The sequence below is a fragment of the Tateyamaria sp. ANG-S1 genome (assembly GCF_000814025.1).
GTDB lineage: Bacteria > Pseudomonadota > Alphaproteobacteria > Rhodobacterales > Rhodobacteraceae > Tateyamaria.
Map to the genome: position 1 here is coordinate 728,265 of NZ_JWLL01000003.1, position 19,115 is coordinate 747,379.

General features: G+C 62.5%; 19 protein-coding genes. 9 read left to right on the forward strand and 10 right to left on the reverse strand.

Translation table 11 applies throughout. The features are described 5' to 3' along the window. Positions 1-58 precede the first annotated feature (58 nt). From RA29_RS05460 to lpdA, 7 genes are all read left to right on the forward strand, one after another. Entirely contained in the window at positions 59-3,016 is a 2,958-nt protein-coding gene (locus RA29_RS05460; RefSeq protein ID WP_039683565.1) for a 2-oxoglutarate dehydrogenase E1 component, read from the forward strand. 4 nt (positions 3,017-3,020) lie between these two features. Beyond that, positions 3,021-4,541 carry a 2-oxoglutarate dehydrogenase complex dihydrolipoyllysine-residue succinyltransferase gene (gene odhB / locus RA29_RS05465; RefSeq protein WP_039683567.1) on the forward strand — a complete coding sequence of 507 codons (1,521 nt, stop codon included), beginning with the start codon at positions 3,021-3,023 and terminating at the stop codon, positions 4,539-4,541. Positions 4,542-4,751: 210 nt separating this feature from the next. After that, positions 4,752-5,153 carry a hypothetical protein gene (locus tag RA29_RS05470; protein WP_152612935.1) on the forward strand — a complete coding sequence of 134 codons (402 nt, stop codon included), beginning with the start codon at positions 4,752-4,754 and terminating at the stop codon, positions 5,151-5,153. After that, on the forward strand, positions 5,150-5,578 hold the full coding sequence (locus RA29_RS05475; RefSeq protein ID WP_052249476.1) for an MAPEG family protein: 429 nt from the start codon (positions 5,150-5,152) through the stop codon (positions 5,576-5,578). The genes RA29_RS05470 and RA29_RS05475 overlap by 4 nt, the downstream gene beginning before the upstream one ends. After that, a complete protein-coding gene (locus tag RA29_RS05480) occupies positions 5,575-6,120 on the forward strand; it encodes a hypothetical protein (protein WP_039683571.1) in 546 nt (181 codons plus the stop codon). Before RA29_RS05475 ends, RA29_RS05480 begins: the two co-directional genes overlap by 4 nt. Further along, complete coding sequence (locus RA29_RS05485) at positions 6,117-6,527, forward strand: MAPEG family protein (protein WP_039683573.1); 411 nt, start codon at positions 6,117-6,119, stop codon at positions 6,525-6,527. Before RA29_RS05480 ends, RA29_RS05485 begins: the two co-directional genes overlap by 4 nt. 75 nt (positions 6,528-6,602) lie before the next feature. Next, entirely contained in the window at positions 6,603-7,991 is a 1,389-nt protein-coding gene (gene lpdA, locus RA29_RS05490; RefSeq protein WP_039683575.1) for a dihydrolipoyl dehydrogenase, read from the forward strand. 81 nt (positions 7,992-8,072) lie between these two features. Here lpdA and RA29_RS05495 read toward each other — a convergent pair whose 3' ends face one another. Beyond that, entirely contained in the window at positions 8,073-8,441 is a 369-nt protein-coding gene (locus tag RA29_RS05495; RefSeq protein WP_152612936.1) for a hypothetical protein, read from the reverse strand. Between the two features lie 326 nt (positions 8,442-8,767). Between RA29_RS05495 and RA29_RS05500 the strand changes: the two genes are divergently transcribed. Further along, positions 8,768-9,268 carry a fasciclin domain-containing protein gene (locus RA29_RS05500; protein ID WP_039684040.1) on the forward strand — a complete coding sequence of 167 codons (501 nt, stop codon included), beginning with the start codon at positions 8,768-8,770 and terminating at the stop codon, positions 9,266-9,268. 39 nt (positions 9,269-9,307) lie between these two features. Here RA29_RS05500 and RA29_RS05505 read toward each other — a convergent pair whose 3' ends face one another. Genes RA29_RS05505 through RA29_RS05520 form a run of 4 tightly spaced genes read right to left on the reverse strand, consistent with a single transcriptional unit; the run spans position 9,308 to position 12,204 of the window. Next, positions 9,308-9,910 carry a pyridoxamine 5'-phosphate oxidase family protein gene (locus tag RA29_RS05505; protein WP_039683579.1) on the reverse strand — a complete coding sequence of 201 codons (603 nt, stop codon included), beginning with the start codon at positions 9,908-9,910 and terminating at the stop codon, positions 9,308-9,310. Beyond that, complete coding sequence (locus RA29_RS05510) at positions 9,897-10,628, reverse strand: lysophospholipid acyltransferase family protein (protein WP_039683581.1); 732 nt, start codon at positions 10,626-10,628, stop codon at positions 9,897-9,899. Before RA29_RS05510 ends, RA29_RS05505 begins: the two co-directional genes overlap by 14 nt. Beyond that, complete coding sequence (locus RA29_RS05515) at positions 10,625-11,530, reverse strand: FtsX-like permease family protein (protein WP_039683583.1); 906 nt, start codon at positions 11,528-11,530, stop codon at positions 10,625-10,627. Before RA29_RS05515 ends, RA29_RS05510 begins: the two co-directional genes overlap by 4 nt. Beyond that, a complete protein-coding gene (locus tag RA29_RS05520) occupies positions 11,527-12,204 on the reverse strand; it encodes an ATP-binding cassette domain-containing protein (protein ID WP_039683584.1) in 678 nt (225 codons plus the stop codon). The genes RA29_RS05515 and RA29_RS05520 overlap by 4 nt, the downstream gene beginning before the upstream one ends. Before the next feature lie 147 nt (positions 12,205-12,351). On the opposite strand from RA29_RS05520, the gene RA29_RS05525 reads away from it, so the two are divergent. Next, a complete protein-coding gene (locus tag RA29_RS05525) occupies positions 12,352-13,161 on the forward strand; it encodes a zinc-ribbon domain-containing protein (RefSeq protein ID WP_039683586.1) in 810 nt (269 codons plus the stop codon). Between the two features lie 3 nt (positions 13,162-13,164). Here RA29_RS05525 and RA29_RS05530 read toward each other — a convergent pair whose 3' ends face one another. The 5 genes from RA29_RS05530 to argH form a co-directional block, all read right to left on the reverse strand. Next, on the reverse strand, positions 13,165-15,777 hold the full coding sequence (locus tag RA29_RS05530; RefSeq protein ID WP_039683588.1) for a TIGR02302 family protein: 2,613 nt from the start codon (positions 15,775-15,777) through the stop codon (positions 13,165-13,167). Between the two features lie 70 nt (positions 15,778-15,847). Continuing rightward, positions 15,848-17,113, reverse strand: coding sequence for a diaminopimelate decarboxylase (gene lysA, locus RA29_RS05535; RefSeq protein WP_039683590.1), 1,266 nt, complete (start codon positions 17,111-17,113; stop codon positions 15,848-15,850). Between the two features lie 94 nt (positions 17,114-17,207). Then, entirely contained in the window at positions 17,208-17,525 is a 318-nt protein-coding gene (locus RA29_RS05540; RefSeq protein ID WP_039683592.1) for a DUF2834 domain-containing protein, read from the reverse strand. A 3-nt stretch (positions 17,526-17,528) separates the two neighbouring features. Beyond that, positions 17,529-17,705, reverse strand: a complete 177-nt coding sequence (locus RA29_RS23145; RefSeq protein ID WP_193743470.1) for a hypothetical protein — start codon at positions 17,703-17,705, stop codon at positions 17,529-17,531. Beyond that, positions 17,702-19,093, reverse strand: a complete 1,392-nt coding sequence (gene argH, locus RA29_RS05545) for an argininosuccinate lyase (RefSeq protein ID WP_039683594.1) — start codon at positions 19,091-19,093, stop codon at positions 17,702-17,704. The genes RA29_RS23145 and argH overlap by 4 nt, the downstream gene beginning before the upstream one ends. Positions 19,094-19,115 lie beyond the last annotated feature (22 nt).

Here is a 19,115-nt window from a genome sequence, read left to right on the forward strand (position 1 = left end):
GTAGGGTGCGCATTCACTGCGCACCCTACTTCAAACCGCCTGCCAGATAGGTGCCAACATGACCGACCAATCCCCCAACGACCAGTTCCATGCCTCGTCCTTCATGCAGGGGCACAACGCGGAATATCTCGAACAGATGTATGCCCGCTATGCTAACGACCCTACAGCGGTCGATGAAAGCTGGCAGGCGTTCTTCAAGGCGATGGGCGATGATGAGGTCGCGGTCAAACGCGAGGCCGAGGGGCCATCCTGGGCCCGCACCGATTGGCCACCGCAGCCCGGTGATGACCTGACCCAGGCACTGACCGGCGAATGGGTTGCCCCGGCCGAGGTCAAAGGCGCAGGCGACAAGATCAAGGCGAAGGCGGCTGAAAAAGGCGTCGAGGTCAGCGATGACCAGATCAAGCGCGCCGTGCTCGACAGCATCCGCGCCCTGATGATCATACGCGCGTACCGCATCCGGGGGCACCTTGTGGCCGACCTCGACCCGCTGGGCATGCGCGACCAGACCCCGCATCCGGAACTCGACCCCAAATCCTACGGCTTCACCGAAGCCGACATGGACCGCCCGATCTTCATCGACAACGTGCTGGGCCTGCAGGTCGCCACCATGCGCGAGATCGTGGCCATCGTGAAGCGCACCTATTGCGGCACCTTTGCCCTGCAATACATGCACATCTCGAACCCAGAGGAAGCGAGCTGGCTCAAGGAACGGATCGAAGGGTTCGGCAAGGAAATCCAGTTCACCCGCGAGGGGCGCAAGGCCATCCTGAACAAGATGGTCGAGGCCGAGGGTTTCGAGAAATTCCTGCACGTCAAGTACATGGGCACCAAGCGCTTCGGCCTTGATGGTGGCGAAAGCCTGATCCCCGCGATGGAACAGATCATCAAGCGAGGTGGCGCGCTGGGTGTGAAAGAGATTGTCATCGGCATGCCCCACAGGGGGCGTCTGTCCGTTCTCGCCAACGTGATGGCGAAACCCTACAAGGCGATCTTCAACGAATTCCAGGGCGGCAGCTTCAAGCCCGAGGACGTCGATGGCTCGGGCGATGTGAAATACCACCTCGGCGCATCCTCCGACCGCGAGTTCGACGGCAACGAAGTGCACCTTTCGCTGACCGCCAACCCCTCGCACCTCGAAGCCGTGAACCCGGTGGTTCTGGGCAAGGCGCGCGCGAAACAGGATCAGCTCAACGACCACGACCGCACCGCAGTCATGCCAATCCTGCTGCACGGCGACGCGGCCTTTGCCGGTCAGGGCGTCGTGGCCGAGTGCTTTGCGCTGTCCGGCCTGCGCGGTCACCGCACCGGCGGCACCATGCACATCGTGGTGAACAACCAGATCGGGTTCACCACCGCGCCGCACTTCTCACGCTCCTCCCCTTATCCCACCGACAACGCACTGGTGGTCGAGGCGCCCATCTTCCATGTGAACGGCGACGACCCCGAGGCCGTGGTGCACGCCGCCAAGGTCGCTACCGAGTTCCGCCAGAAGTTCCGTAAGGACGTGGTGATAGACATCTTCTGCTATCGCCGGTTTGGCCACAACGAGGGCGACGAGCCCATGTTTACCAACCCGGTGATGTACAAGAAGATCAAGAAGCACAAAACGACCCTCACGCTCTACACCGAGCGTCTGGTCAAAGACGGCCTGATCCCCGAGGGTGAGATCGAGGATATGAAGGCCGCCTTCCAGGCGCGCATGAATGACGAGTTCGAAGCGGGCAAGGATTACAAACCGAACAAGGCCGATTGGCTCGACGGCAAGTGGTCCCATCTCGACAAGAACAAGGACGACTACCAGCGCGGCAAGACCGCCATCGCGCCAGAAACCCTGGCCGATGTGGGCAAGGCTCTGACCTTTGCCCCCGACGGCTTCCCCATGCACAAGACCGTGGGCCGCCTGATCGACGCCAAGAAAAAGATGTTCGACAGCGGCGCAGGGTTCGACTGGGCCACTGGTGAGGCGCTGGCTTTTGGCTCGCTTCTGACCGAAGGATTTCCGGTGCGCCTCGCCGGTCAGGACAGTACGCGCGGCACATTCAGCCAACGCCACTCCGGCTTCGTGAACCAGGAAACAGAGGAACGGTTCTACCCGCTCAACAACATCCGCGCGGGCCAGGCACAATACGAAGTCATCGACTCGATGCTTTCGGAATATGCGGTGCTGGGTTTCGAGTATGGCTACTCAATGGCCGAGCCAAACGCGCTGACCCTGTGGGAAGCACAGTTCGGCGACTTCGCCAACGGCGCGCAGATCATGTTCGATCAGTTCATCAGCTCCGGTGAAAGCAAATGGCTCCGCATGTCCGGCCTCGTCGTCCTCCTGCCCCATGGCTTTGAAGGCCAGGGGCCAGAGCACTCCTCGGCCCGACTGGAACGCTTCCTGCAGATGTGCGGCCAGGACAACTGGATCGTTGCGAACTGCACGACACCCGCCAACTACTTCCACATCCTGCGTCGCCAGATCCACCGCGACTTCCGCAAGCCGCTGATCCTGATGACGCCCAAGTCGCTTCTGCGCCACAAGCTGGCCGTGAGCAAGGCCGAGGAATTCACCAACGGCAGCAGCTTCCACCGCGTCCTGTGGGACGACGCCGAGCTGGGCACTTCAGAGACCAAGCTGGCCAAGGATGACAAGATCAAGCGTGTCGTCATGTGCTCGGGCAAGGTCTATTATGACCTTCTCGAAGAACGCGACGCCCGCGGCATCGACGACATCTACATCATGCGGATCGAGCAATACTATCCGTTCCCGGCGATCTCTCTGGTCAAGGAACTGGAGCGGTTCAAAGGGGCCGAAATGGTCTGGTGCCAGGAAGAGCCCAAGAACCAGGGCGCCTGGACGTTCATCGAGCCCAACATCGAATGGGTTCTGAGCCGGATCAAGGCCAAGCACACCCGGCCCCACTATGTCGGCCGCGCCACCTCTGCCAGCCCCGCCACGGGGCTCGCCAGCCAGCACAAAGCACAACAAGCAGCCCTCGTGAACGAAGCGCTGACCATCGAAGGATAAGACAATGACCACCGAAGTCCGCGTGCCTACCTTGGGCGAAAGCGTCACCGAAGCCACCGTCGCCACCTGGTTCAAAAAGCCGGGCGACAGCGTCGAGGTGGACGAGATGCTATGCGAGTTGGAAACCGACAAGGTGACGGTTGAAGTGCCCAGCCCCGCCGCTGGCACCCTGGCCGACATCGTGGCCGCTGAAGGTGAAACGGTGGGCGTTGACGCGCTGCTCGCCAACATCTCCGAGGGTGGTGAGGCAACACAGTCCAAGCCCGCCTCCAAAACCGAAGAGGCTGCCCCGGCAGCAGATGAGGCACCTTCGGGTGAGAACGTCGACGTGATGGTCCCGACCCTGGGCGAAAGCGTGACCGAAGCCACCGTTTCCACCTGGTTCAAGGCCGTGGGCGACAGCGTCGCGCAAGACGAAATGCTCTGCGAGCTCGAAACCGACAAGGTCAGCGTCGAAGTCCCCGCCCCCGCCGCCGGTGTGCTGGCCGAGATCACAGCGCCCGAAGGCTCCACCGTGGACGCCTCGGCCAAGCTGGCTGTTATCGCAGCCTTGGGTGCAGTGGCGGCCCCCGCAGCTACTGCCACACCAGCCTCAACGGCCGCAGCTGCTCCAGCAGGAACAGGCCGCTCGGACGTGGAAAACGCCCCCTCCGCCCAGAAAGCTATGGCCGAAGCGGGGATCAGCTCCGATCAGGTGACCGGCTCGGGCCGCGATGGCCGCGTGATGAAAGAGGACGTCGCCAAAGCAGTCGCCGCAGCCGCGAGCGCACCCGCACCTTCCGCCCCTGTTGCAGCACCGCGTGCACCCGTGGCTGCCGACGATGCGGCACGCGAAGAACGGGTCAAAATGACCCGCCTACGCCAGACCATCGCCAAACGCCTGAAGGACAGCCAGAACACCGCCGCAATGCTCACCACCTACAATGAGGTGGACATGACCGAGGTCATGGCGCTGCGCAACGAATACAAGGACCTGTTCCTGAAGAAGCATGGGGTCAAACTGGGCTTCATGTCCTTCTTCACCAAGGCGTGCTGCCACGCCCTGAAAGAGGTTCCCGAAGTGAATGCCGAGATCGACGGCACCGACATCGTCTACAAGAACTTCGTCCACATGGGCATCGCCGCAGGCACGCCCACCGGCCTCGTCGTGCCGGTGATCCGCGAAGCCGACAGCCTGTCCTTTGCCGACATCGAAAAACAGATCGCCGAAAAAGGCGCCCGCGCCCGCGACGGCAAACTCTCGATGGCCGAAATGCAGGGCGGCACATTCACCATCTCGAACGGCGGGGTCTACGGCTCGCTCATGTCCTCGCCCATCCTGAACCCCCCGCAGTCGGGTATCCTGGGCATGCACAAGATCCAGGACCGGCCCATGGCCATCGGCGGCCAGGTCGTGATCCGGCCCATGATGTACCTGGCGCTCAGCTACGACCACCGCATCGTGGACGGCAAAGGGGCGGTGACGTTCCTTGTGCGGGTGAAAGAAGCGCTGGAGGATCCGCGGCGGTTGTTGATGGATTTGTGAGGCACTGGCAGGAGGAACGGCATGGTCGCGTCTGACGGTGCAACCAGCTTCGGAGTATCCGGGCGTGTCCTGCAGCTCATGGCACAGGGCGTTAACAAGGATGTTGCCGAAGCAATCGCCTTTGTCGATGCCTGTGCCGCTGACCCCCCTGACCAAAGCGGTGCACGCGCGCGGCAGTTTCTTCAGCTGCGGTTGGGGCTGAGCCTGCTTATGGGCGCACTTGCAACTGCTTCACTGGTTTTTGCCCATCCGATTGAGGCTTGGATGACCATGATTTTGGGGGCGTGCGCCATCTACGTTTGGCTGGTGCTGCGGGGTGCCCCCGTTTTCGCGCGCAGCTTGCATCTTGGCCTTTTCGGCCTTCTGGCACTGGGCGTTGTCTTACCCGAGTTTGGTCTGCTGGATCGCAAACTCGGCTTGGCCTTGCCATTCATCATCCTGTCGTTTGCCCTGATCAGCAGGGCCAGAAAATCACTTGGCAACATAGAAGCCGCCCGTGTCCCAGTTGAAATGCAACGTCGCCTTTGGAAAATGCCGCGCGCGGAACGGCGCGATATGCTTGCAAATCTAAGGGCCTACCGAAAAAATGTGAAACCAGGACCGAGACAATGACACCGGAACTCACCTACCTCACATATGCCGTCCTCCTCCTAGTCGCCCACGTTTTGATCCAGGCAACCTTGTCGGACATGTCCAAGGGCATCGGCTGGGCGCTCGGCCCCCAGGATGAAAAACGCGAACCAAACGCCGTGGCAGGGCGCATCGAACGGGCGCTCTGGAACTACGTCACCTACTTCCCGGCCTTCGCCGCGATGGCTCTCGCCCTGACGGTCACCAACCTGAACACGGAAACCACGGCCCTCGGCGCGGCCATCTGGTTCTGGGCGCGCGTAGCTTACGTCCCCGCCTACGCCTCCGGCGTCCCAATGGTGCGTTCGGTCGCATGGATCATCTCCATGATCGGCCTCGTGATGATGGTGCTGGCCATGTTCGGCACCCCACCAGAACCCGTCCTGCTGCAGCCCGCCAAGGGATGAGCCTCACCGCCGCATATCACCGGGCCATCGCCGCACGCCGCGCCTTCCGCCTGCCGGGCTACCCAACACTGGCCGAGGCCGGGTTTGATGGCGACTACGTCTCACCGATCCAGATGACCTCCGGCAACCTCACCGGCCCCCTTCTGATGTCCAAGGACTGGCTTGATGCCCCATCCGCAAACGCCAACAAAGCGCAACTCAAACGCACCGGCTACCTGCCGAACATCCCCTACAACAAGGTGATCGATCGGGTGCTCAAGCGCCTGAACCTCACCCGCGCCGACATCTACATCACGCCCATATTCCATTTGCTTACCTCCAAACGCTCCAGCACGATCCCGGTCGCGCACGCGCGCGCCAGCTTCGACGCCATCGGCAGGCATGAACTCCTTGGCCGCCGCCCCGTGGCACTTGGAACCGACAGCGCCCGGGTGCTGCAGCACTTCGGCATCGACCACGTCACCGCGCCCCACCCGTCGGCCCGCATCGGGAGCTACGACATGCGCGCCGAACAAATCGCACAGGCGGTGCAAGCCGCATGACCCCAGAACTCACCGCCCTCGCGCTCGCCGCGCTCCTGCAATTCATCCAGTTCCTGCTGATGGCGATCCCCACAAACATCGAACTCCCACAGGGCAAGACGCTCTCCCCCCGCGACCGCAAACGCCTCGGCGGCGACATCCAGGACCAGGTGTCGGACAAAACCGGCCGCCTGATCCGCGCCTGGGAGAACCACTTCGAAAGCCTTGCGCTCTTCACCATCGCCGTGCTGGTCGTATCCCTCGCAGAGGCAAACACCACCTTCACCGCCACCTGCGCCTGGACCTATCTGATCGCCCGCACGCTCTACATCCCCGCCTACTATTTCGGCCTGACCCCCTGGCGGTCGCTGATCTGGTTCGTGGGCTTTCTCACAGCACCCCTCATGCTCATCGCAACGCTCATCTGATCTTCTTCTGACCCAAAATACGACGGGGTCCGGGGCAGCGCCCCGGTCCGACCGCAAAACAAAAGGACCAAACACATGGCTTCTTACGACGTGATCATCATCGGCTCCGGCCCCGGCGGCTATGTCTGCGCCATCCGCTGCGCGCAGCTGGGCCTGAAAACGGCCTGTGTCGAGGGGCGCGAAACCCTGGGCGGTACCTGCCTGAACGTGGGCTGCATCCCATCGAAGGCGCTGCTCCATGCCTCCCACATGCTGCACGAAGCCGAACACAACTTCGCTGCCATGGGCCTGAAGGGTAAAAGCCCGTCGGTCGATTGGAAGCAGATGCTGCAATACAAGACCGACACCATCGGCCAGAACACCAAGGGTGTCGAATTCCTGTTCAAGAAGAACAAGATCGACTGGCTCAAAGGCTGGGGCTCCATCCCCGAAGCAGGCAAGGTCAAGGTCGGGGGTGAGATTCACGAGGCCAAGAACATCATCATCGCCTCCGGTTCCGACGTCGCGACGCTGCCGGGGGTGGAGATCGACGAAAAGGTCGTCGTGTCCTCCACCGGCGCGCTGGAACTGGGCAAGATCCCCAAGAAGATGGTGGTGATCGGCGCGGGCGTGATCGGGCTGGAGCTTGGGTCCGTTTACAGCCGTCTCGGATCGGAGGTGCAGGTGATTGAGTTCCTTGACGCGGTCACACCGGGCATGGACGCCGAAGTGCAGCGCCAGTTCCAGAAGATCATGACGAAACAGGGCCTCAGCTTCACCATGGGCGCGGCAGTGCAGTCTGTCGATGTCGCCAAGAACAAGGCCAAGGTCCACTACAAGCTGCGCAAGGACGACAGCGCACACGAGGTGGACGCCGATGTCGTCCTCGTCGCGACGGGTCGCAAACCGTACACCGAGGGGCTTGGCCTTGATGCGCTTGGCGTAAAGATGACGGATCGAGGCCAGATCGCCGTGGACGCCCATTGGCAAACCAACATCCCCGGCATCTACGCCATCGGCGACGTGATCGAGGGGCCGATGCTCGCCCACAAGGCCGAAGATGAAGGCATGGCCGCCGCCGAACAGGTCGCGGGCAAGCATGGCCACGTCAACTACGGCGTGATCCCCGGCGTCATCTATACGCACCCGGAGGTCGCCAATGTCGGCAAGACCGAAGAGCAGCTGAAGGACGAGGGCCGCAAGTACAAAGCGGGCAAGTTCAGCTTCATGGGCAACGGTAGGGCAAAGGCGAATTTCGCGGCAGACGGTTTCGTCAAGATCCTCGCCGATGCCGAAACCGATCGCATTCTGGGCGCGCATATCATCGGACCAAGCGCCGGGGACCTGATCCACGAGGTTTGCGTGGCCATGGAGTTCGGTGCATCTGCCGAAGACCTGGCTCTGACCTGCCATGCCCACCCAACCTACTCCGAAGCTGTGCGAGAAGCGGCATTGGCGTGTGGATTGGGACCGATCCACAGCTGATCCCGGCGCGCCCTTAGTCGGCGCTGCACCAATGACGCACAATCGCGGGCCAATCGGGCCCGCGACAGGCCTCTGAACCTATCAACCGCTGAACGTGACGCCGCATCCGCGCCGTGTACTGGCGCTTTCCAGTGCCTGCATCTCGCCCTTCAGACGCCCCAGTTCGGCAGCGCTCGCCTTGTCCCCTTTGATAAAGAACGCGGCGGGCCAGAACAGAACAAGCGCCACGGCTGTCGCAGCGGCGTCATCCTTGGCCTTTTTGTTCTGCACACCAGCCACTTCAGACGCGCGCAGGCTGACGCGCGTCGCTTCTTGCCGCAATTGGGTACAGTTCAGGCTTTGAAACTGCAGGGGCGACACATAGGTGGCGCTGATATTATCCGCCTGTTGCGCACAGCCTGCGACGGCGAGAAGGGCGGCCATGACACAGGCACTGGTTACTTTGAACATGGGGGTATCCTTTCGATCTTCACGTCGGGATACGGCACGGCACTTTGGGATCCGTTAAGTCCCACACATCAAGTTGGGCAGCATTCGAATCAAGTCGAAGAAACGCAGTTCATCCAGGACAGCCGGGATCCGGCGCGTGGGGACAAATCCGTACTTCAAGCACATTCCTGCCGATCTGCTCCATACGCGAGGGAACTTTTTTGCCGAAATCCCAGTTACGAGAGTACCGGAGCGTAAGCGCCATTGTTTTCAATGCCGCAGCGCCTCTTTCATAACGCAGCCATTCTTGGCCGTGGACGCAGTTGGAAAGACAAGAGGACATCACCATGGATCGTCGCAGTACTTTGAAACTGATCGGGGGCGGCGCCGCCCTTGTCACCCTTAGCGCCTGTGCACAGCCGCAAGACCCCGATATCGTGGACGTCGCCTCGGGCGATCCGAATTTCTCAACCCTGGTCGCTGCGGTAGCCGCGGCTGACCTTGTCGATACGCTCAAGGGCCCCGGCCCCTTCACCGTCTTTGCCCCGACAAACGACGCCTTTGCGGCCCTGCCCGCAGGCACCCTCGACAGCCTGCTGCTGCCCGAGAACAAGGATCAGCTGGTCAACATCCTGACGTACCACGTGGTGCCCGGTCAGATCACAGCGGGTGACGTGTTGGGCACGCGCCAGAACGTGACGACCGTGCAGGGCGGCACGCTGGACGTGAACGGGATCGTGGGCAAGTTTGGCTCGGGCGTGACTGTGAACGGCGCCAACGTCATTCAGCTGGACATCTTTGCATCGAATGGCGTGATCCACGCCATCGATCAGGTGCTGCTGCCGTAATTTACATAATCTGTCCCCGCGGGGACAGATTATGTTAAATCACCACATGGTCCGGGCTGCGCGCTCGGGCCATGCCGCGTCGTAGGAGGTGCCGCCCTCTTCACCCTGCGACACCTCTTCCAGAATTTCGCCCGGTGTCGGCAGGTCGCCTGCGTCGTTGCGTGACCACAGACCGGCCCGGATCAGGGCGCGGGCACACTGGGTGTAGACCTCACCAATCTGGATCACGATGACCGTCGCGGGATGACGCCCCTTCTGCTCGAACCGCTGGCGCAGGCCCTCATCGGCAGTCAGCTTCGCCTCACCGTTCACCCGCACAACCATGTTCGATCCGGGCACCATGAACATCAGCGATACGCGCCCGTCCGCCACTATGTTGCGCAGGCTGTCGAGGCGCTGATTGCCGCGCCAGTCGGGCAGCGCGAGGGTCTTGGGATCAAGCTGCAACACAACGGGGCCGTCGTCACCACGGGGGCTGCCATCTGTTCCATCCGGTCCGACAGTGGTGAGCACCACAAAGCGCGAGGCCGCAATCCACTTGGCATAAAGAGGCGTCAGATGGTCTGCGACCTTGCGCAACGATGCCTGCCCCGGTGTACCGTAGAGCGCTTCAAGCGCAGGGATGTCTTCAATGAACTCCATTGGGTTCAAACCCTCCTTCGCGCATCAACGCATCTGACCGCTCCTCTACCGTGTCTTCGAGCCGGGACAAAAACGTGTCCCGATCCAGCCCCTCTTCCAAGGCTGGCAGGAACTCCACAATGGCGGTCCCAGGCTTCCGCATGATCCCGGTGCGGGGCCAGAACACTCCGACATTCGTAGCCACGGGCACACAAGGCTGGCCCAATTGCTCGTACAGCACCGCTGTTCCCACCTTGTAAGGCGCCTTGGTGCCCGGCGCGACGCGCGTGCCCTGCGAATAGATGATCAATTGCCCCGGAGAGGCGCGCCCCGCTTCAACGTCCCGAACCATCTTGGCAATGGCCGCGCCGCGCTTGCCGCGATCCACCGGCACACATTCCAGGCGCTTGGCGTAGAGCCCGATGATAGGCGTCCACAGGATCGACCGCTTCATGATGAACTTGGCCGACGGCAAGGCCGTGAAGATCATCATGATATCCAGAAATGACTGATGTTTGGACGCGATCAGCACCTCGCCTTCGGGCACTTCGCCTCGCACCTCTGCCTTTAGTCCGACCATCCAGCGCATCGACCAGAACACGTAACGGCTATAGGTCTTGCAGGCTGCACGCGCGCCGTTTTTGCTCACGATGGCGTAGGGCGCGAACACAACCCCGATCACCAGCATCATCACATAGATGTGGAGCACGAATACAAGGGATCGAAGGTACTGAATCATGTGAGGGTCCTTAGCGCGCGGCTGGCGGCATAGGCGGTCGCCAACAGGGCGACGCCACCGCAGACCGGCGGAAGTAGAAGAGGGACGAGCCAGCCAGCACCCTGAAAGCCAAGGCCGGTGAGGAAGCCGGGCGTGTCGCCGCCCGACGGCATGAGCCACACGGCAGCCACGCCGATCACGGCACCACATGCGGAGCCCGCAAGCGCCCGCAGCGTGAAGCGGCGGACAAAGGCATTGGCGATGTAACTGTCGGTTGCGCCCACGAGGCGCAGGACAGCGATGACCTGGGCATTGGCCGCAAGGGCAGCATTGGCCGCAAGGGTGACCATCGCCGCCACCGCGCCGATGATCAGCAAGGCCACCGTCCACCCCAGAAGACGCAGCCGTTGGGCCGCAGACACCAGCGGTGCGCGCCATCGCCCGTGGTCATCCAGAACGGCACCCGGCACCTCTGCCGCCAGACGCAGGCGCAGGCCTGTGACGTCAAAACCCTGATCCGTCGCCTGAATCTCGATCAGCCGGGGGACGGGCAACGTATCCAGCGGCAGATCCTGACCGAACCAGGGGGCCAGCAGAGCTTGTTGTTCCTCATCCGTGAGGGCGCGCGCCTCGGCAACGCCGGGGGTGGTCGACAACACCTGCAGCGCGGCGTTGGTCTGGATCGCGCTCTGGTCTTCGGGGGCCACGATGCGGATGGTGGCCGTGCGAGCCAACTCGTCCCCCCAACGGTCCGCCAAGCGACCAGAGGCGAGCGAGAGCGCCATTGCGAAAACGGCAAGAAACGCCATCGCACCCGACACGAAAAGGGTCAGTTGCGCGGTAAATCCTGTGGGCGGCACGACCCGGTCGGCATAGCGATCGCCGGCCACGAGGGCGCGCAGGGTCTTGAGGTCAAACTTCACAGGTCTGCCCCCGCAAGCTGCACCCGCCGGTTCGAAATCCGCAGCACACGCGCCTGCACCTGCGCCTTGGCCGCACGGATCAGGGACAGGTCGTGCGTGGCGATCAGCACCGTCTTACCCATCTTGTTCAACTCGACGAGCAGAGTGAGGAGCCGCTGCGACATGTCCCAATCCACATTGCCAGTCGGCTCATCGGCCAGCACCACGTCCGGTGACATGATGACAGCGCGTGCCAGCGCCGCGCGTTGCCGTTCGCCGCCAGACAGTTCAGGTGGCATGGCTTCGGAGCGGTTGGTGAGACCCACCCAAGCCAACAGCTCGGTCAGATCACCGTTCGCCGTTTCTGCCTGACGCCCTGACACCGTCAGCGGCAAGGCGACGTTGTCGGAGACCGACAAGTGGTCCAGGAATTGCACGTCCTGATGTACGACCCCGACCCGTCGCCGCACCTTCGCGATGTCATCACGCTCAAGGCTACGCACGTCGCGGTCGAACAGGCGCACGTGGCCCGCCGTGGGCAACAGCGCGCCATAGCACAACTTGAGCAACGTGGTCTTGCCCGCACCCGACGGCCCTGTCAGAAAATGGAACGAGCCGGGCGCAAGCTTGACCGAAATATCGGACAAAAGCTCACCCCCGCCATAGCTGTAGGCAACATTTTCCAGCTCGATCACGTGCGCCCCCGCCCCTTTGCGACCTGTTGTGCCTCAGCACCATGCCGGATTCAATGTGAATGCTTGGATGCGGGCCGCGCAGTTATGTCTTTTCTGAACACGGCCTACAACATATGGTAACCTGTAAAAAACGAGGCAGGATCCGAAATGCGGCTGATATGTCCCAATTGCGATGCGCAATACGAGGTGGTGGATGACGTGATCCCCGCCGAAGGGCGCGACGTGCAGTGTTCGAACTGCGGACAGACGTGGTTCCAGCACCACCCCGACCATGTGCCCGAAGAGTCGGAGGCCGAGGACGCGCCTGCCGACCTGCCCCCTACAGACGATACCCCCGCCGAAGACGAAGAGCGGGCCGAGGCCCCGGAGCCCAAGCGCCGGGAGTTGGATCCGTCGATTGCAGACATTCTGCGCCAAGAGGCCGAGATCGAAAGCCAGGCCCGTGCCAGCGAGGCCGAGGCATTGGAAAGTCAGCCCGAGCTTGGGTTGGACAGCGCCGAAACCGACGGTGACCGCCGCGCACGCGAGGCGCGTGAGCGCATGGCCCGCATGCGAGGCGAAGAAACCGCACCGGAAAAGGTGTCTGAAACCGCAGCCACCGCTGCAGCCATCGGATCGCGCCGCGATCTGCTGCCAGATATTGAAGAGATCAACTCAACCCTGAGATCCACGGGCGACCGGCAATCTGCGAGCGCCTCGGACACGGCGGTGGAAACGGAAGAGGCCGCGCAGGCCCGATCAGGCTTTCGGCGTGGTTTCATGCTGATGGTGCTGCTGGCGGTCGTGCTGCTGGTTGTCTACGTCTTTGCACCTGACATCGCGCGGGCGGTGCCCCAGGTCGATCCGTTCCTCAGTTCATATGTCGCGCAGATCGACAGTGCCCGGCTGTGGCTGGATGGCCAGGTTGCTGCAGGGCTGACCTGGATGGACAACCTGACGGCCAGCGACGGCGAATAGAGCCTAGAACCGATCCAGCAGGCGCTTGAGGTAGTCCAGCTCTACATCCGGGCGCTCCCCCTCGCCCGAGCGACGACGGATTTCGTCCAGCAGATCGCGGGCGCGGCGATAGACATCCTCGCCCTGCAACAGCCCTTCTTCTGTGCCGACAGACCCGTTCGAGCCCGGCTCGCGGCCAAGCGGATCGCGCGCCTCGGCCCGGCGGTCGCTTTCAGACGTGCCCTGCCCCTGCTGCGCATCTTGCTGTTCCTGCTGCATCGCTTCGCCGAGCGCGCGCATCCCTTCGCGCAGCGCTTCCATAGCTTGTGACTGGTTGTCGATGGCATCGGCAAATTCGCGTTGGCGCAGCGCGTCTTCGGCATTGTCCATGGCGCGGCCTGCACGGTCGAGCGCGTCGCGCGCGGCATCGCCTTCGGGTGTGCCGCTGCCGGGCAGGCTACCCTGCTGGCGGCGCAACTCATCGCGCAGCGCCTGCTGACGGTCGGCAAGCGAGCCTTCCTGGTCCTGACCCTGCCCTTCGGCCTGCTGGTTGCCTTCGCCGCCTTGCTCCTGATTGCCTTGTTGGCCCTGTCCCTGGCCGCCCTCTGTATGCTCTTGACCGCGGCCAGCGCCACCGTCGCGCCCCTCATTGCCCCGGCTTTCGCCCGCTTGAGCGTTCGGGTTGAACTGTTCCTGCAGATCGCGGAAGGCCTGATCGCTCAGCCCCTGCTGTTCGCGCAACGTCTCGGCCAGGCCTTCCATGGCTTGTTCACCCGGACTTTGGCCTTCACCGCCCTGCCCTTGGGTGACCTGCATGTTTTCGAGCATCTCCTGCAACTCGCGCAGGGCCTGTTCGGCCTCGGCCATTCGGCCTTGCTCCATCAGCTCTTGAATGCGGTCCATCATGCGCTGGATGTCATCCTGCGTCATTTGCATCTGGTTTTCGGATTGCTGGTTGCGCGGGCTCTCTTCGTTGTTCTGGCGGTCCAGCTCGGCCTGCCGCGACAGCTGCTGCATGTAGTCGTCGGTGGCGCGGCGCAGCTCGCGCATCAGCTCTTCGATCTCGGCTGGGCTGGCGCCATCGCGCATCGCCTGCTCAAGTCGTTCGCGCGCACGGCGCAGACGTTCGAGCGCGTCGGCAAGGTCCCCTTCCTCGATCCCGAGGGCGAGGTCCCACATATCGCGCGAAATCTCGTCCTGCTTTTCATCCGTTAGGCCATAACTGGCAAAGAGTTCCAGCTTGGTGATGACACGCCGCAGGCGCAACTGGTCCACCTCGCGGCGGAACACGTCATCGGGACGGTGGGCGACTGCGCGCAGGATCTGGGCCACACGGGTGCTGTTGTCCCTGGACCAGAGCAGATCGCGCCGCTGTTCGATGATGGACGCAGCAACCGGGTCAAAGAACCGACGACCGGGCAGGATCATCTGGTAAGGCTCGGTCTCGGACTGTTGTTCAGCGGCATCCAGCGCTGTCATCACCACCGTGACCGGAAGATTGGCCCATGGGTGTTCCGAGAAATCCTCAACCAGTGCCTCTTCGAATGCGGTGCGATCACTGGTGAACGGCATGGGCAGGGATGCGGTGATTTCCGGGCGTTGTTCGGGCGCGATGGCAAGGCCGTGGCGGCGGTCGACCTCGGGCAGATCAAGGGCAAAGCGCGCCTCGCCCGCCTCGACCCCGTAGTCGTCAGACGCGGCAAAGGGCAGCGTCATCTCGCCCAGCGCCGTGGTTTCCGGGGCGTCCAGCACCTCAATGCTGGGCGCATTGTCCGGCAGCACCGCAACGGACCATGTGCGCCCGCCGGGTCCGTTGATCGCAATTTCACCCGCCTGATTGACGATGAAATCCTGTTCGGGCGCGGACGCCGGAGGCACTTCTCCGGCACGGCCCGATACGGTTTCGGCCACCGTCAGTGCGCCCACTTCGCCGTAGAGCCGCAGGGTGATGAGCGATCCTGCAGGGACTTCCAAGACACCTTCGGGAATGTCGTTGAGGTAGATCGTTGGTCGCCCGGTGTAGCGCGGGCTTTCTGCCCAGCCTTCCCAGACCGGACCTGTGGCCAGGCCATCGCCCGCGCCGGGCGTCATGTCAGCCACGGAACCCACGCGCCAGATGGAGCCAAAGATCAGTGCCACCGCGAAGATCAGGACAGCCACATAGCGCAAGGCATAGGGGTCGCGGCGTGCGATACGCAGATCGGCTGGCACCGGTTGCGCTTGGGCGGCGCGTTCCGCCATGCGTGCCTGATGCGCGCGCCAGACGGCTGTTGAGGCCGCATCGCCATCGCCCACGGCCTGTTCATCAAGCAGCGCCTGGATCGGGCGGCCCGGCAGTGTCTCATCCAGACGGACGAGCGCCGCTTCGCGGGTCGGAATACGGAACCTGCGCAGCGCATAAAGCAGTGTTGCAATGGCAGCGCCGGTCGCGACGACCGCGAAGAACCAGACCAGTTCCACCATGACGGTGTCTTGCAGGCCCAGCATCAGAACCGCCAAAACCCCAAGCACAACAGTTGCGAGCGGCCATGTGGCTTGCCAGAACGCCTCGGCGAACATGCCAGCGCGTGTGAGCGCAAGCGGCCAGCGCAAGCCCTTAAGCCCACGCCGCGCATCATGTTTGGAAAAACTGGCCATGCGTCGCGTCCCTTGTCGGTGGCGCGGGCCACGTTATAGCGCCCTCAGCCTCATATAGGCGCTGATTGGATCAGAGCCATTCAGGGATGGTATCGCGATTTATCATTTCGTCAAAGGTCGGGCGTGCGCGGATCACCGCGTATTGATCACCGTGGACCAGAACTTCGGGAATAAGTGGGCGCGTGTTGTACTCACTGCTCATTACTGCGCCATATGCGCCAGCGGAGCGGAAGGCGACGAGGTCTCCAGCGCTCAATGGCGGCATCATGCGCTGCTTAGCGAACGTATCCCCGGATTCGCAGACCGGCCCCACAATGTCATACGGAGCCTGTTCCGTGCCCGGAGCGGGTTCGATGACCGGCACGATGTCGTGGTAGGCTTCATACATCGCGGGTCGGATCAGGTCATTCATGGCCCCATCGAGGATCAGGAAATCGCGCCCCTCCCCCGATTTGACATAGATGACCTCGGACACCATCAGCCCGGCATTGCCGGAAATCAGGCGGCCCGGCTCAATCTCGACCTCGCAGCCCAGATGGCCAACCGTCCGCTTGATCAGCGCGCCATAGTCCGTGGGCAGGGGCGGCGCTTCGTTGGAGCGGGCATAGGGGATCCCAAGGCCGCCCCCAAGATCGAGGCGGCGGATGTCGTGGCCATCGTCGCGCAATTGCACGGTTAGTTCAGCGACCTTTTGGTACGCGAGTTCAAATGGTGCCAACTCTGTGAGTTGAGAGCCAATGTGGACGTCGATGCCTATGACGTCGAGGTGCTCCATGGCACCCGCCATGGCATAGACCTCGCGCGCCCGCGCAATGGGAATGCCGAACTTGTTCTCTGACTTGCCGGTCGCGATCTTGGCGTGGGTCTTGGCGTCGACATCCGGGTTCACGCGGATTGTGATGGGCGCGATTGCGCCCACCTCACCCGCGACACGGTTCAGCACCTCCATCTCGGGCTCGGATTCCACATTGAACTGGCGGATGCCACCGGTCAGGGCCATCCGGATTTCATCGGCGGTCTTGCCCACGCCCGAGAACACGATCTTGTCACCCGGCACGCCTGCTGCCTTTGCTCGCGCGTATTCACCGCCCGACACCACATCCATGCCTGCGCCTGCTTGTGCCAGCGTCCTGAGGATCGCCTGATTGCTCGCCGCCTTCATCGCGTAGCACACGAGATGGTCCATACCATCGAGTGCTTCATCAAACAGGGTGAAGTGGCGCAGCAGCGTCGCTGTCGAGTAGACATAGAAAGGCGTGCCCACAGCGGCGGCAATGTCGGCCACAGGCACATCCTCGGCGTGCAGAACGCCATCGCGGTAGAGAAAATGATCCATGAGGGCCTGCCTAATTCAGCGCGCGTCCAGCTTCAATTGATAAGCGCGGGAAAGGCTAAGCTTTGGGCCAATCAGGGCCGCAAAAAGAGAGCCTTTATTGAACAGGGCGAGAACGCAGGAACAGATAGAGCGGCAAGCCGCAGCTGACGCCAATGCAGAACGTGGCGGGGATGGCAATCAGGGCCGACCAATTCCTGCGCACGGCCACTTCCGAAGTGATCCAGACCGTGAGGGCAAGCGCAGCAATCGTCAGATCCCACACCAGCCCGCTGGTGGCGGCATTCACGTGCCACGCATCGACCATCGCCATGATGTCCCAGGTGTTCGCCTGAAACCACGTGATGAAGTAATACATCGGGTGCACCGCACCCCAGATGGCCAAGGCCAGATAGATCATACGCACCGGGGCCATGGCTCAGAACAGGCTCACACCGACAGACAGAGGCCCGCGCCGCACACCAACGGTGCCGCCCGCATGCACGCCGTTCGATCCCACGCCGATGGTCACGCCGCCCGTGGGCTGCACCGGCTCGCCATCAGCGCCACAGGCCGCAACGGCCAGCAGCGACAGGACACAAAGAACACGGATCATGCGATCACCTCTCTCCACCGCGCGACCTGCGCGCGCACCTGGGTCGGCGCAGTGCCTCCGTAACTTGTACGCGATGCGACGGAATTTTCCACGCTCAAAACGGTGAACACGTCGTCGGTGATGCCTTCATGCGCCGTTTTCATCTGATCCAGCGTCAGATCAGGCAGGTCGCAGCCCTCGGCTTCGGCCAATGCCACAAGGCTGCCGGTGATGTGGTGGGCATCGCGAAACGGCAGGCCCAGCACCCGCACCAGCCAGTCTGCCAGGTCGGTCGCTGTGGAGAAGCCCGATCCAGCAGCAGCCGCAAGGCTTTCGCGATTGGCGGTCATGTCGCGCACCATCCCGTCCATCGCCGCCAGCGCCAGCATCCAGTTGTCCGCGGCGTCAAAGACCTGTTCTTTGTCCTCCTGCATGTCCTTGGAATAGGTCAGCGGCAGCCCCTTCATCACCATCATCAGGCCTGTATTCGCACCAAAAATCCGGCCCACCTTGGCCCGGATCAGCTCAGCCGCATCCGGGTTCTTCTTTTGCGGCATGATGGACGATCCGGTCGAAAACCGATCAGACAGCGTGACAAAGCGGAACTGGGCCGACGACCAGATCACCAATTCTTCCGCAAAACGGCTCAGGTGCATCGCACAGATGCTGGCTGTGCTCAGGAACTCCAGCGCAAAATCCCGGTCGCTCACAGCATCGAGCGAGTTGGCCGCGGGCCGATCAAAGCCCAGCGCCTCCGCCGTCATCTGCCGATCAATCGGGAAGGACGTGCCCGCCAGTGCCGCAGCGCCCAAGGGCGACTCATTCATCCGCGCACGCGCATCGCGCACACGAGACAGGTCACGCCCGAACATCTCGACATAGGCCATCATGTGATGGCCCCAGGTCACAGGCTGCGCCGTCTGCAAATGGGTAAAGCCTGGCATGACCCAATCGGCCCCCGCCTCTGCCTGATCCAGCAGCGCCGCAATCAGCGACAACAGCGCTCCTTCGGCCGCATCGAACTGGTCGCGCACCCACAGCTTGAAATCTGTGGCAACCTGATCGTTCCGCGACCGCCCCGTATGCAGCCGCCCCGCAGGCTCGCCAATCACCTCTTTCAGCCGCGCCTCCACATTCATGTGGATGTCTTCCAGCGCGGTCGAAAACTGAAACGTGCCGCCTTCGATTTCTGACAAGAGCGTGAGCAGCCCTTCCCGGATCGCCTCCACATCCTTATCACTCAGAATGCCGGTGGCGCCCAACATGGCGGCATGGGCCCGCGAGCCTGCAATGTCCTGGGACGCCATGCGCTGGTCAAACCCGATCGAGGCATTAATTGCCTCCATGATCGCATCTGGACCTGCTGCAAACCGGCCCCCCCACATCTGATTTGCGGTCTTGTCGGACATGAACGTGGCACCTTGAGGAAGA

What these genes read in the sequence shown, in the direction of transcription:
- argH (WP_039683594.1), bottom strand. Translation starts at nt 19,093, where the DNA reads ATGTCCGACAAGACCGCAAATCAGATGTGGGGGGGCCGGTTTGCAGCA.
- RA29_RS05500 (WP_039684040.1), top strand. Translation starts at nt 8,768, where the DNA reads ATGGATCGTCGCAGTACTTTGAAACTGATCGGGGGCGGCGCCGCCCTT.
- RA29_RS05530 (WP_039683588.1), bottom strand. Translation starts at nt 15,777, where the DNA reads ATGGCCAGTTTTTCCAAACATGATGCGCGGCGTGGGCTTAAGGGCTTG.
- RA29_RS23145 (WP_193743470.1), bottom strand. Translation starts at nt 17,705, where the DNA reads ATGATCCGTGTTCTTTGTGTCCTGTCGCTGCTGGCCGTTGCGGCCTGT.
- RA29_RS05510 (WP_039683581.1), bottom strand. Translation starts at nt 10,628, where the DNA reads ATGATTCAGTACCTTCGATCCCTTGTATTCGTGCTCCACATCTATGTG.
- RA29_RS05485 (WP_039683573.1), top strand. Translation starts at nt 6,117, where the DNA reads ATGACCCCAGAACTCACCGCCCTCGCGCTCGCCGCGCTCCTGCAATTC.
- RA29_RS05540 (WP_039683592.1), bottom strand. Translation starts at nt 17,525, where the DNA reads ATGGCCCCGGTGCGTATGATCTATCTGGCCTTGGCCATCTGGGGTGCG.
- RA29_RS05505 (WP_039683579.1), bottom strand. Translation starts at nt 9,910, where the DNA reads ATGGAGTTCATTGAAGACATCCCTGCGCTTGAAGCGCTCTACGGTACA.
- odhB (WP_039683567.1), top strand. Translation starts at nt 3,021, where the DNA reads ATGACCACCGAAGTCCGCGTGCCTACCTTGGGCGAAAGCGTCACCGAA.
- RA29_RS05495 (WP_152612936.1), bottom strand. Translation starts at nt 8,441, where the DNA reads ATGTTCAAAGTAACCAGTGCCTGTGTCATGGCCGCCCTTCTCGCCGTC.
- RA29_RS05470 (WP_152612935.1), top strand. Translation starts at nt 4,752, where the DNA reads ATGGGCGCACTTGCAACTGCTTCACTGGTTTTTGCCCATCCGATTGAG.
- lpdA (WP_039683575.1), top strand. Translation starts at nt 6,603, where the DNA reads ATGGCTTCTTACGACGTGATCATCATCGGCTCCGGCCCCGGCGGCTAT.
- lysA (WP_039683590.1), bottom strand. Translation starts at nt 17,113, where the DNA reads ATGGATCATTTTCTCTACCGCGATGGCGTTCTGCACGCCGAGGATGTG.
- RA29_RS05480 (WP_039683571.1), top strand. Translation starts at nt 5,575, where the DNA reads ATGAGCCTCACCGCCGCATATCACCGGGCCATCGCCGCACGCCGCGCC.
- RA29_RS05525 (WP_039683586.1), top strand. Translation starts at nt 12,352, where the DNA reads ATGCGGCTGATATGTCCCAATTGCGATGCGCAATACGAGGTGGTGGAT.
- RA29_RS05460 (WP_039683565.1), top strand. Translation starts at nt 59, where the DNA reads ATGACCGACCAATCCCCCAACGACCAGTTCCATGCCTCGTCCTTCATG.
- RA29_RS05475 (WP_052249476.1), top strand. Translation starts at nt 5,150, where the DNA reads ATGACACCGGAACTCACCTACCTCACATATGCCGTCCTCCTCCTAGTC.